Source organism: Pseudomonas sp. Z2-11, assembly GCF_054161305.1.
The window spans coordinates 683,142-696,018 of record NZ_CP096395.1; the positions used below are offsets into that span (position 1 = coordinate 683,142).

Genomic DNA, 12,877 nt, shown 5'->3' on the forward strand with positions numbered 1-12,877 from the left:
CAGGCATAATGGCGGCCTTCGCCGCTGCGGCGTTTCCTATTTACCGGTTCTGCCTTGAACGAACGTCCCTCTTCCAATGTCATTCGCCCCTCGGGTTGTCCGGGGTTGCTGCGTGTCGTCCAGGCACTGGACGGAGGAATCTGCCGAGTCAAGCTCGATGGCGGCGTCATCCACGCGGATCAGGCCGAAACCGTCGCGTGGGTGGCCGAGCAGTTCGCCAGTGGCGTGATCGAGGCCACCAACCGCGGCAATTTGCAGATCCGCGGTATCGGCCCTGAGCCGGATGCGTTGATCGAGCCGTTGCTGGCCGCCGGGCTTGGCCCGCGCAAGGCGGCCGGCGATGACGTGCGCAACCTGATGCTCAGCCCCTCGGCGGGGCTCGACCGGCAGATGCTGTTCGACACCCGTCCGCTGGCCGCGCAGATCCTCTTCACCCTGCAAACCCACGAACATTTCCACGAGCTCTCGGCCAAGTTCGCCGTGCAGTTGGACGGTGGCGAAGCCTTGGCGATGCTCGAGCATCACCATGACCTGTGGCTATCGGCGCTTGTTCAGCACGGCGAGCCCTGGCTTGCCTTTGGCTTGGCCGGTTCGCCATTGGACACGCCGGCGGGCAAGGTGCCCCTGGCCCAAGGGCATGCCCTGGTGGTAGCGGTGCTGGAGCTGTTTCTCGAACTGGCCCGCCCGGACCAGAACCGCATGCGCCAACTGCTGGCTGAATGTGCCGTGGATGAATTCATGACCCGGTTGGCCGGCCGCGTGCCGCTGCAACCTTGCCTTGACTGGCGGCGGAGTGCGTCGCCCGGCGGCCTGCACATCGGTATTCATTCCCAGCACGACGAACGGGTCTATGTCGGCGCGGCGGCGCCCCTCGGCCGGCTTGATACGGTCATGCTGCGCGGCGCGGCGCAGTTGGCGCGGGAGAAGGGCGACGGCAATCTTCGCTTCACTCCCTGGCAAAGCCTGTTGCTGCCCAACGTGCGCCGCGAAGATGCGGATGCCGTGTTGACCCAGCTCGACGCGCTGGGCCTGTTGTGTTCGCTCGATCACTCCCTGGCGCAACTCATCGCCTGCACCGGCTCCAATGGCTGTGGCAAAGGCCTTGCCGACACCAAGGGCGATGCCCGCCAGTTGGCGGATCTGCTGCAACGTCGGGGCCAGGCTTTGAGCATTCATCTGTCCGGCTGCCAGCGATCGTGCGCGGCGGCCCACGTCGCCCCGGCGACGTTGCTGGCGGTCGCCCCTGGTCGTTATGACCTCTATTTTCGTGATGCCGCGTTGCCGGGTTTCGGCGCGCTGCAAGCACACAATCTGACAATCGAAGCGCTCGGCCACTGGCTCGACGCTCATCCCCGGAGCCCCCTTGATGCTTGATTACATCCGCGACGGTCAGGAGATCTATCGCAACTCCTTCGCGATCATCCGCGCCGAGGCCAATCTGGCGCGCATTCCTGCCGATCTGGAAAAACTCGCGGTGCGGGTGATCCACGCCTGCGGCATGGTCGAGGTGGTCGATGGCCTGCAGTTTTCCGCAGGCGCAGGCGCGGCGGGGCGCCAGGCACTGACGGCCGGTGCGCCGATCCTGTGTGATGCGCGGATGGTGTCCGAGGGCGTGACCCGGGCGCGCCTGCCGGCCAACAATCCGGTGATCTGCACCTTGCGCGACGACAGCGTGCCAGCGTTGGCCCGCGAGCTGGGCAACACTCGCTCGGCGGCCGCGCTGGAGCTGTGGCGTCCACACCTGGAAGGTAGCGTCGTGGTCATCGGCAACGCACCGACCGCGCTGTTCTATCTGCTGGAAATGCTCGATGCCGGCGCGCCGAAACCGGCCCTGATCCTTGGCTTTCCGGTGGGTTTTGTTGGCGCCGCCGAGTCCAAGGCCGCGCTGGCGGCTGACAGCCGAGGCGTGCCGTTCGTGATCATGCAAGGCCGCCTGGGCGGCAGCGCCATGGCCGCCGCCGCCGTCAATGCCCTCGCCACGGAGGTTGAATGATGCAGCAGCCTGGACGCTTGATCGGCCTCGGCGTAGGGCCGGGTGACCCGGAACTGATCACGGTCAAGGCCCTGCGCCTGCTGCGGGAATCGCCGGTGGTGGCGTACTTCGTCGCCAAGGGCAAGAAAGGCAACGCCTTCGGCATCATCGAGGCCCATCTGCAGGACGCGCAAACCTTGCTGCCACTGGTCTACCCGGTCACCACCGAAGTGCTGCCGGCGCCGTTGTCCTACGAAAAGGTAATCGCTGACTTCTATGACACCGCCGCCGAGCAACTGGCCGTGCACCTGGATGCCGGTCGCGACGTGGCGGTGATCTGCGAGGGCGATCCGTTTTTCTACGGCTCCTACATGTACCTGCACGACCGCCTGGCCGAGCGCTACGAGGCCGAGGTCATTCCCGGCGTGTGTTCGATGCTCGGTGGTGCCTCGGTGCTGGGAGCCCCGCTGGTCTATCGCAACCAGAGCCTGTCGGTGCTCTCCGGCGTCCTGCCCCACGACGATCTCAAGCGTCGGCTGGCCGATGCCGATGCGGCGGTGATCATGAAGCTGGGGCGCAATTTTCCCAAGGTTCGGCAGGTGCTTGAGGAATTGGGCATGGACGGGCGGGCGCTGTACGTCGAGCGCGCGACCATGGCCAACCAGAAAATCGTGCCGCTGGATGAAGTCGAGCCGATGTCTTCGCCGTACTTCTCGCTGATCATCGTCCCGGGCGAGCGGTGGCAGGGATGAGGAAACCGGCGGCAATTGTCATCCTCGGCCCGGGCAGTCTCGCGACGGCCCGACGAATCCAGCAGTGCTATCCCGATGCGCTGATCCATGGCCTCGTCGGGCGGGTCGAGGGCGATCGGCAATACCTTGAGTTCGGCACCACATTGCGCGAACTCTATCAACAGGACACGCCGATCATTGCGCTGTGCGCGGCGGGCATCGTCATTCGCACCCTCGCGCCGCTGTTGCTGGAAAAAGGCGTCGAGCCGCCGGTGCTGGCGGTGGCCGAGGATGGCAGCGCCGTGGTGCCGCTGCTGGGCGGTCTGGGCGGCGTGAATGTCATGGCCCGGGAAATCGCGACAGCGCTGCAAGTTGCCCCGGCGATCACCACCAGCGGCGAGTTGCGTTTTGGCACCTGCCTGCTCAATCCACCGAGCGGCTACAGCCTCGGCGACCTGGAGCAGGGCAAGCGCTTCGTGTCCGACCTGCTCGCCGGCGAGCCGGTGCGGGTCGAAGGCGCGGCGCCGTGGCTGGACCAGGCGCAATTGCCCCAGGATGCGCAGGCACGGTTGGCGATACGCATCGACAGCGCCGCGGGTGTGCCCGCGCCGGACGAATTGCGGATCTATCCGCGCAACGTGGTGGTCGCGGTGAGTGCCGGCACGCCGGATGTGTCGACTGCGGTCAGCGACGCGCTGCACCGAGCCGGCCTCGCCGTGCAATCGCTGGCGTGCCTGCTGGCGGCGGACAGCGACATGGCCCGCGTCGAGTTGCACCACGCTGCGCTGGCGCTGGGTGTGCCGCTGCGCTTCGCGCGGGCCAGCGATGACATCGAGCAATGGTTGGGTGATGCGTTGGGCCTGCCGGTTTCGTTGCAACCAATGGGTGGCGTGGCCATCGCCGTGGCTGAGCGGCCCGTCGACCCGCTGCAGCTTGGCCGTGCGCGCGGACGTCTGGCGGTGATCGGCCTTGGCCCTGGAGCGGCAGAGTTGATGGTCCCGGCCGTACGTGCCGAACTCGACCGCGCCAACGATGTGCTCGGCTATGAGACTTACGTGCGCATGGCCGGGCCTTTGCGGGCCGACCAGGTGCAGCATTGCACAGACAACCGCGAAGAAATGCAGCGTGCCCGACATGCCTTCGTACTGGCGGCTCAGGGCCGGTCGGTGGTGGTGGTGTCATCCGGTGACCCTGGCGTATTCGCCATGGCTGCCGCTGTACTGGAAGCGCTGCATGAGTCGACTGATGCCGACTGGCATAATGTCGACCTGCAAATCCTGCCAGGCGTCTCGGCCTCCCTGGCCACGGCGGCCCAGGCCGGCGCGCCGCTGGGTCATGATTTCTGCGTGATGTCCTTGTCGGATAATCTCAAGCCGTGGTCGATCATCGAGAAACGCCTGGACCTGGCGGCCGAGGCGGACCTGGCCCTGGCGTTCTACAACCCGATCTCCCGCTCCCGTCCTTGGCAACTGGGACGAGCGCTGGAAATCGTCGCACAACACCGCGCGGCTGATACTCCAGTAGTGCTGGGACGTGACATCGGCCGACCGGGCCAGACCCTGCGCGTCATCACGCTGGGGCAACTGACCCCGGACCAGGTGGACATGCGCACCATGGTGCTGATCGGTTCTTCCACCACCTGCGTATTTCCGCGCGCTGAAGGTGGCGACTGGGTGTATACGCCGCGTTGGTACGGCGATAAGCCGTTGTGATTAATTGGCGGGCCCGCTCGGGCCGCTGTCGTTACGTTGACTGCTGTTCGTTAATCGCGCAGCAGTTGGCGTACTGGTTATTAGGCAAGGAGCGATCGCTCAGGTGGTCATTCGTAACGTAAACCGCCTGACAAGTTGCTCGTCCATCTTCTTTTTAACCAGTGCCCGTTTACTATCCAGTTCACTTCTGTTCAGCTTCAGATACGCCTTGCGTTGAATGATTTTTGCTGAGTGTTTTTCCCAGTCCCAGAACAAGAAGCTGCGCCTCCTTACCTTGACGTCCAATTCGAGTTTGAACAAGGCAATATGGAGGTTGCCCTGTGAATCGTAGCGCGCCGGGATGATCTGAAATGACTGCCCCTCCCGAGTCTCGGTATCTAGAGAGAGCAGGGCCGGATTATTGATTTTCAGTGTGTCTAGCGTATCGATCATTGCATTGGCTTGCGAAGAGTCCTTCATTGTTTCGGCGCTTTCTACCAAGAATTCCGCCACGGAGCGCGTAACGATATGTTGTGTGCTTGTATAGATGGTATCGCCACGCACCGACCAACCTAGAAAGTCCAATGTACGAGCATATTCATGAAACCAGGCCTCAGGGTTCGCGTAGCGTCGAGCGCTAAGGTCGGCTGATCGCGTCGCGATATTGTTGCAGTCGGCAATGTCATCGTGGTCTTGCTGGGAAAGTGCAGCTATGTAAGAAAATAAGTTGGGTCCTGTTACCAAGCCGATCAAGGGTCGTTGGCTCATGAAATATGCTCTACGTCGCTGTGGGTGTTGTTTTATTTCAATGCAGCGGGCGTGAGGTTGCAAGTGTGCTATGCGTTAATTTGAAGTCTGAATGTTTTGGTGGGCTTTCTTTGAGTTGTGTGGGCGATACATATTAAGCATCGAGTTTTAGTTGCTGGTGAGTGTTCAGTAATTTAAGTTAAGGCTTGTCCGCAGGAGCGGTCATAAATTAACTAAGGATGGGCTTATGTATCAGTTTGAAAGCGAAGTCAGTGTTGCGAAAAGTGTGGAATCGATTACCGCGCGTATAAACAGGCGCAAGGCGTCGGTTGCTACCCGGATCCGTGTGCGCAGGTCCGTCGTGCAGTCGCAGGACAACCCCACCAAGGAACTGGATGCGCTGATGCTGGGCGATGCGCTGGTGGGTTATGGCAATAACATGTCGCTCAATAACATGGCGATCATGGAAAATCTGATGTCCATGGCGATCATGGAGGCCAATTATGAGGTCCCCGCCGGCAAGAATTCTCGCGAGTGGTACGAGGCGTTCATTCGATGCCTGGTGGAGCTTGGATGTTTCGTTCCCGACAGTGGCTACACCCGATATTCCGAAAGTTCCGTGCGGGTAGACCTGGATCTGGTGATCAAGGATATCGTCAAAGGAATCATTGATGGAGTGAAGGCCGGTTTCCCGGCAGCGACGGTGCTTGGGGCCGTGGTGGAGACCACGATCGATGGTTTGAAGCAGGACGACAAGACCATCAACCTCTTCCACAGCCAGGCGAAGACTTTTGAGGGCGCGCGCTTGTCCGTCATTCCTTGTGAGCAGCTGTCCAACGGTCTGCTGATTGCTTCTGCCGCCTCGATAAAACAATCCGGCTCTTCAAATGAAGGCGGTGTTCTTTTCGTAAACTGGCGGGCCTCGGCGCGGGAGTTTTTCCGTGGCAGGTCGTTCGTAACCTTCAACCCCGCCCGCTATGAAGAAATCAGAGAGCAGATCGAGGAGTATCTGGGTAAATATCGCAAGGAGGTATTGAGCAAAAGGTTCAGCCGGCGCAAGCGCGGATAAATGGCTATGGGGCCAGATACCCTTTTACGCCGGTAAAAATGATCTGCGCCGCCAGCGCGCAGACAAACAGCCCCATCAGGCGGCTGACGATCTGCAGGCCCTGGTCGCCGAGGATCCGCTCGATGCGGCTGGACAGGTACAGCACGACCCCAACGGTGAAGCTGGCCAGGGCGATGCTGATGATCGCCATGAGCTTGTCGTCCCAGTGCGGCTGGCTTACGCCCATCACCAGCAGGGCACCGATGGTGCCGGGGCCGACGGTCAACGGAATGGTCAGCGGGACGATGGTCACGTCCTGCTGGACGTTGTCGGTCTGTACCGCCGATTTGCCCTGGGCCATGCCCAGCGCCGATATGAACAGCACGCTGCCGGCGCCGATACGGAATGCATCCACGGTGATGCCGAACACGCTGAAGATGACCCGCCCGAACAGATAGAGCAATACGCTGGATACCAGCGTCGCGGTCGCGACCTTCCAGGCCAGCCGACGTTGCTCCTTGCGCGAATAGCCGCGGGTCAGGCTGATAAAACACGACAGCACGAAGAACGGGCTATAAAGCACCAGCATTTTCAGGTAAACGCTGAACAGCACATGGAGCATGGTAGAGGCTCAAGGCGGAGGAGGACGACGGGAGTCTATCAGGGGTTTTGGTGCCTGTCGGCTCAGGACGTCTGCGCCGTACGGTTCTGTTGGTCGCGCTGGGCCACCCAATGCTCGATCAGCTCGCGCAACTGCGACAGCTCCACCGGCTTGGCCATATGCCCGTCCATCCCGGCCTGACGTGCGCGTTCCTTGTGTTCGGCCAGGATGTGCGCCGTCAGCGCGACCACCGGGGTGCGGGTCCGTTGGTTGCCGACTTCCCAGGCGCGTAACTGCTGGGTGGCGGAAAAACCGTCGAGTATCGGCATCTCGCAATCCATCAGGACCAGGTCGTAGCGCTGCTCCTTCATGGCCTTGAGGGCTTCTTCGCCATTGCTGGCGGTATCGGGTTGCAGGTTGAGCTTGCCAAGCATGCCGCGGATGACTTTGGTGGAGATGCTGTTGTCTTCGGCTACCAGAATACGAAAGTCGCTGGGCACTTTCACCGGCAGCAGAGGGCCGGCATTCACCGGTGCAGTCGGGGCCTGGCCTTTGTTGCGCTGGTTGAGTTCGTCCGCGAGGGTGGTCTTGAGCGTATAACCGGCGACCGGTTTGGCGAGGATGCGCTTGACGCCACTGTTGCGCGCCACGATCTTGCTCGGCGCGTTGCTGATGCCGGTGAGCATGATCAACAGGATGTCGTGGTTCAGGCTCGGGTCTTCCTTGATCTTGGCCGCCAATTGCATACCGGTCATGCCGGGCATGTTCTGGTCCAGCAGCACCACGTCGAAATAATCGCGCAGGTGCGCCTTGGTGCGCAGCAGCGCCAGGGCTTCCTTGCCCGACGGGACCGCGCTGACGTTCAGGCCCCAGGCGCTGCACTGTTGCACCAGTACTTTGCGGCAGGTGTCGTTGTCGTCGACGACCAATACCCGCGCCCCTTGCAGCGGGCTGTCGAGATCGGAAGTCGGGTGTTCGAGGCGGTCAGGGTCCAGTGGCAAGGTCAGCCACAAGGTGCTGCCCTGGCTGCTTCCACTCTTGATGCCGAATTCGCCATGCATCAGCATGATCAACTGGCGGGCGATGACCAGGCCCAGGTTGCCCCCCAGCCGCGTGGCGGAGAGAAAGTTCTTGCTGTGCAGCTCGGCGTGCATCAGCGTGTCGCGCTCCTCGGCGTCCATGGGCGAACCGCTGTCCTGCACCGCGATACGCAGGCGTGGCTGGTTGCTGCGTTCATCAAGGGCGACGACGATCAGCACTTCGCCCTCGTCGGTTTTCTTCAGGGCATTTTCCAGCAGGCTCAGCAGGGCCTGGCGCAGCCGCGTCGGATCACCACTGATGACGCGTGGCACCTGGGGCTGGATAAAACTGATCAGCTCGACATTCTGCTGTTCAGCCTTGGCGCGGAAGATGCTCAGGCAGTCCTCGATCAGCGCATTCAGGTCGAATTGCACATCGTCCAGCTCGATCTGGCCCGACTCGAGACGGGATATATCGAGGATTTCGTTGATCAGTGTGAGCAGTTCGTTGCCCGCGCTGTGGATCGTCTGCACGTAGTCACGCTGCTTGACCGACAATGGCGTGCCCAGCAGCAACTCGGTCATGCCCAGCACGCCGTTCATGGGGGTGCGGATCTCATGACTGATCTTGGCCAGGAACTCGGCCTTGGCGTTGATTTCGGCGTTGCTTGCCGCCAGGTCGCGGCTGATGCTGAAGCGGCTCTCGTTGATCGACCGCTGGCGTTCGCCCAGCGCGACGCTCATCAACAGGCCGCTGATGCAGATGAAGACCAGCAGCGTGACGATCAGGCCTTGCGGTGCGACTTCCGTCAGCCCTTGCAAGGCCGGGAGGATGATCAGCGTGCCGAGGTTGAACACCACCATGGCGGCGACGAACAGGCGTGCCGGGCGGTAGCCTTTCTGCCAGTGCCAGGCGCTGACGAACAACATGCTCAGCCCGGCCAGCGCCACCAGTGCATAGGTGATGGCGTTGAGCGGCAGCGTGTTGACGAACAGCAGCAGCAGGCTGCATAGCACAATGAAGACGATTTCCCCCACCAGCAGCCGGTTCAGCGGATGCTCGCCCAGCGGCGCGAAGAAACGAAAAGCGAACATCAAGCCGCAGGGCGCAGTCAGCAACAGCGCCAGGTACGCTCCTGGCGTCTGGATCGCCGGCCAGTCAGGCAGCCAGGCCCCGGCCAGGTTCAGCAACAGGATCAGGCTGAGCATCAGCAACCCTTCACAGGCTGCCAGCCACAGGCAACTGCGCGAGCGGGTATAGGCGTAACGGGTGAGGTTGTGCAGGATCAACATGGCGATGCAGCCGAACAGCAGGCCGTAGATCAGCGTCTGGTTCTGGTTGGCCGCCGCCGTTATGGCCGGTTGCAATGTGACGTAGGGGCGCAGTTCGTACCGTGAGGCCAATCGCAGGTAGACGTCGAGGGGCTTGTCGCTGCGCGGGAGTGCCAGCATGAGATCACTGCTGGGAGCGGACTGTCCGGTATCTGGCGAGGCATTGCCACTGATCTGTTGATCAATCAGCGTATCGCCGTCCAGCACATAAAGATTCAGGCGCGACAGGTCTGGGGCAAAGATGCGCAGAATCTGTTCATGCCGGTCAGGCGCCAGCCGGAAACGCAGCCATAACGCTCCGCCGGGTTCGGCCGCCTTGAGGTGGTCCAGGTCTATCGGGCTGAATTGATTGGTGTAGCGGGCAGAGCGGATGTCGCTCAGCTTCAGGTTACCCTGTTCGTCGAGCAATATCGCCCAGCCACTGCCTGGCGCGGCCTGGGCCGGGAACATGCAGAGCAGTGTCAGCAGGGTAACGGTGAAGCCTATGGCAATCCTGAGCCAGCGCACGGCGAAATCCCTTCATAGGTTGATGCCAGATTATAACTATGCGCGGCGCCCCGGCAGCCAGGCAAGGGCCATGGCCCTCTGCCTGGCTGAACGGCCGGGTTATTCCTGGTTTTCGCCACGCTCACGGGCAATGGCTCGGTAGCCAATGTCGTTGCGGTAGAAGCAACCTTCCCAATCAATCTGCGCGGCAAGCCGGTAGGCCTGCTGCTGGGCCACATCGACACTGGCGCCCATGGCCGTGGCGCAAAGCACGCGACCACCGGCGGTGACCACCTGTCCATCCTTCAATGCCGTGCCAGCGTGGAACACCTTGCCTTCCAATTGCGCGGCGGCGTCCAGGCCCTTGATGGCGCTGCCCTTGGCATAGTCGCCTGGATATCCACCCGCCGCCAACACTACGCCAACGCTTGGACGCGGATCCCATTGGGCTTCAACCTTGTCCAGCGCCTGGGCCAGGGCCGCTTCGACCAGCAGCACCAGGCTCGATTGCAGGCGCAGCATCACCGGCTGGGTCTCAGGATCGCCGAAACGGCAGTTGAATTCGATGACTTTCGGGTTGCCTGCCTTGTCGATCATCAGGCCAGCGTAGAGGAAACCGGTGTAGACGTTGCCTTCCTCGGCCATGCCGCGCACGGTCGGCCAGATCACCTGGTCCATCACGCGCTGGTGTACCTCGGCGGTGACTACCGGAGCGGGGGAGTAGGCGCCCATGCCGCCGGTGTTCGGGCCGCTGTCGCCGTCGCCGACACGTTTGTGGTCCTGACTGGTGGCCATCGGCAAGACATTCTTGCCGTCGACCATGACGATGAAACTGGCTTCCTCGCCATCGAGGAATTCTTCGATGACAACCCGCGATCCGGCGTCACCAAAGGCGTTGCCGGCGAGCATGTCACGCACCGCATCTTCGGCTTCGACCAGGGTCATGGCAACGATCACGCCTTTGCCGGCGGCCAGGCCGTCGGCCTTGATCACGATCGGTGCGCCTTTTTCGCGCAGGTAAGCCAGTGCCGGTTCGATTTCGGTGAAGTTCTGGTAGTCGGCGGTCGGGATCTTGTGACGCGCCAGGAAATCCTTGGTAAACGCTTTCGAACCTTCCAGCTGTGCGGCTCCGGCGGTCGGGCCGAAGCAGTCCAGGCCGCGAGAGCGGAACAGGTCGACCACGCCAGCGACCAGCGGCACTTCCGGGCCGACGATAGTCAGCGAGACGTTCTTCTCGGCGAAGTCGGCCAGTTGTTCCAGGGCCAGCACGTCGATGGCAACGTTTTCGCACTTGGCTTCGATGGCGGTGCCGGCATTGCCCGGTGCGACAAAGACCTTCTGCACGCGCGGATCCTGAGCCACTTTCCAGGCCAGGGCGTGTTCACGGCCACCGCTGCCAATGATCAAAACATTCATTTCAAAAACCTCAAATTCTGTAAGGCGCTGCTGGAGCGCTTCATGTGGGAGCGAGCCTGCTCGCGAAAGCGGTGTATCAGGCAACATCAACGTCGCTGGTAGATTGCATTCGCGAGCAGGCTCGCTCCCACATTTCGATCAGGTTGGATCAGTGACGGAAGTGGCGCATGCCCGTGAAGACCATCGCGATTCCGGCTTCATCAGCCGCGGCAATCACTTCAGCGTCACGCATCGAACCACCCGGCTGGATCACCGCCGTAATGCCGACCTTGGCCGCGTTGTCGATGCCATCGCGGAACGGGAAGAACGCATCGGAGGCCATGACGGCGCCCAGAACCTGCAAACCGGCGTGCTCAGCCTTGATCGCAGCGATGCGAGCCGAGTTGACGCGGCTCATCTGGCCGGCGCCGACACCGATGGTCTGGCGGTTCTTGGCGTAGACGATGGCGTTGGACTTGACGTACTTGGCGACTTTCCAGGCGAAGATCAGGTCGTTGATTTCCTGCTCGCTCGGCGCGCGCTGGGTCACGACCTTGAGGTCCTCGCTGCCGATCATGCCGATATCGCGGCTCTGGACCAGCAGGCCGCCATTGACGCGCTTGTAGTCCCAGGCCGGCGCGCGGTCGGCCGACCACTGACCACAGGCCAGCAGGCGAACGTTGGCCTTGGCGGCAACAATGGCGCGGGCTTCTTCACTGACGGAAGGGGCAATGATCACTTCGACGAACTGGCGCTCGACGATGGCCTTGGCGGTCTCGGCGTCCAGCTCGCGGTTGAAGGCGATGATGCCGCCGAAGGCCGACTCGGTATCGGTGGCGTAGGCCAGTTCGTAGGCCTGGCGGATGCCGCCCTCGGCGTCCGGGCTTACCGCGACGCCGCATGGGTTGGCGTGCTTGACGATCACGCAGGCTGGCTTGACGAAGCTTTTCACGCATTCCAGCGCGGCGTCGGTGTCGGCCACGTTGTTGAACGACAGTTCCTTGCCCTGCAATTGGGTCGCGGTGGCGATGCCGACTTCGGCTGGCTTGGCTTCCACGTAGAACGCCGCGCTCTGGTGCGGGTTCTCGCCGTAGCGCATTTCCTGGGCCTTGACGAACTGGGTGTTGAAGGTGCGCGGGAATTCGCTGCGGCCTTCGGTGCCCAGGGTCTCGGCCGCCTGGTTCACGGTGCCCATGTAGTTGGCGATCATGCCGTCGTAGGCGGCGGTGTGTTCGAAGGCCTTGAGCATCAGATCGAAGCGCTGGGCGTACGTCAGGCCACCGGCCTTGAGGTTTTCCAGGACGCCGGCGTAGTCGCTGGCATTGACGACAATGGCCACGTCCTTATGGTTCTTGGCCGCCGAGCGGACCATGGTCGGGCCACCGATGTCGATGTTCTCGATGGCGGCCGGCAGGTCGCAGCCGGGCTTGTTGATGGTTGCTTCGAACGGGTAAAGGTTGACCGCCACCAGATCGATCGGCTTGATGCCGTGTTCGTTCATGATGGCGTCATCGATGCCGCGACGACCGAGGATCCCGCCGTGGATCTTCGGGTGCAAGGTCTTGACCCGACCGTCCATCATTTCCGCGAAGCCGGTGTAGTCCGCAACTTCCACTGCGGCGACGCCGTTGTCCTGCAGCAACTTGAAGGTCCCGCCGGTCGAGAGAATCTCGACGCCCAGCTGTTGCAGCTCGCGGGCGAATTCAAGGATCCCGGTCTTGTCGGAGACGCTGATCAAGGCGCGGCGGATCGGCAGGCGGGTGGTCTGGTCGGTCATTTCAATTTCCATCAAAAGCAAGGGAAGTCAGCAAAAAAGGCGACCGTTTTTTACGCGGGCGCCTTTCTGGTTTGATTG

Annotated in this window: 10 protein-coding genes; 5 read left to right on the forward strand and 5 right to left on the reverse strand. The window is 62.1% G+C overall.

What is annotated here, in order from left to right; translation table 11 throughout:
- Window positions 1-54 precede the first annotated feature (54 nt).
- From cobG to cobJ, 4 genes are read left to right on the forward strand one after another with little or no spacing between them, the layout of a single operon-like run.
- Entirely contained in the window at window positions 55-1,374 is a 1,320-nt protein-coding gene (gene cobG, locus M1E16_RS02930) for a precorrin-3B synthase (RefSeq protein WP_458129159.1), read from the forward strand.
- Complete coding sequence (locus M1E16_RS02935; protein ID WP_458129160.1) at window positions 1,367-1,993, forward strand: precorrin-8X methylmutase; 627 nt, start codon at window positions 1,367-1,369, stop codon at window positions 1,991-1,993. The genes cobG and M1E16_RS02935 overlap by 8 nt, the downstream gene beginning before the upstream one ends.
- The gene (locus M1E16_RS02940) at window positions 1,993-2,724 is read left to right on the forward strand and encodes a precorrin-2 C(20)-methyltransferase (RefSeq protein ID WP_458130278.1); all 732 of its coding nucleotides are present in this window, start codon (window positions 1,993-1,995) and stop codon (window positions 2,722-2,724) included. The genes M1E16_RS02935 and M1E16_RS02940 overlap by 1 nt, the downstream gene beginning before the upstream one ends.
- Window positions 2,721-4,415 (forward strand): precorrin-3B C(17)-methyltransferase, encoded by a 1,695-nt coding sequence (cobJ, locus tag M1E16_RS02945; protein ID WP_458129161.1) that lies wholly within the window; start codon window positions 2,721-2,723, stop codon window positions 4,413-4,415. Before M1E16_RS02940 ends, cobJ begins: the two co-directional genes overlap by 4 nt.
- A gap of 99 nt (window positions 4,416-4,514) precedes the next feature.
- Here cobJ and M1E16_RS02950 read toward each other — a convergent pair whose 3' ends face one another.
- Window positions 4,515-5,162, reverse strand: coding sequence for a hypothetical protein (locus M1E16_RS02950; RefSeq protein WP_458129162.1), 648 nt, complete (start codon window positions 5,160-5,162; stop codon window positions 4,515-4,517).
- Window positions 5,163-5,388: 226 nt separating this feature from the next.
- Between M1E16_RS02950 and M1E16_RS02955 the strand changes: the two genes are divergently transcribed.
- Window positions 5,389-6,210 carry a hypothetical protein gene (locus tag M1E16_RS02955; RefSeq protein WP_458129163.1) on the forward strand — a complete coding sequence of 274 codons (822 nt, stop codon included), beginning with the start codon at window positions 5,389-5,391 and terminating at the stop codon, window positions 6,208-6,210.
- Between the two features lie 4 nt (window positions 6,211-6,214).
- On the opposite strand, the gene M1E16_RS02960 is transcribed toward M1E16_RS02955, so the two are convergent.
- The 4 genes from M1E16_RS02960 to purH all read right to left on the reverse strand — a co-directional run bounded on the left by M1E16_RS02960 (window position 6,215) and on the right by purH (window position 12,799).
- Window positions 6,215-6,811, reverse strand: coding sequence for a MarC family protein (locus M1E16_RS02960; RefSeq protein WP_039593516.1), 597 nt, complete (start codon window positions 6,809-6,811; stop codon window positions 6,215-6,217).
- Window positions 6,812-6,873: 62 nt separating this feature from the next.
- Entirely contained in the window at window positions 6,874-9,648 is a 2,775-nt protein-coding gene (locus M1E16_RS02965) for a response regulator (RefSeq protein ID WP_458129164.1), read from the reverse strand.
- Window positions 9,649-9,747: 99 nt separating this feature from the next.
- The gene (purD, locus tag M1E16_RS02970) at window positions 9,748-11,043 is read right to left on the reverse strand and encodes a phosphoribosylamine--glycine ligase (RefSeq protein WP_458129165.1); all 1,296 of its coding nucleotides are present in this window, start codon (window positions 11,041-11,043) and stop codon (window positions 9,748-9,750) included.
- A gap of 148 nt (window positions 11,044-11,191) precedes the next feature.
- The gene (gene purH / locus M1E16_RS02975; protein WP_458129166.1) at window positions 11,192-12,799 is read right to left on the reverse strand and encodes a bifunctional phosphoribosylaminoimidazolecarboxamide formyltransferase/IMP cyclohydrolase; all 1,608 of its coding nucleotides are present in this window, start codon (window positions 12,797-12,799) and stop codon (window positions 11,192-11,194) included.
- Between the last annotated feature and the right edge of the window lie 78 nt (window positions 12,800-12,877).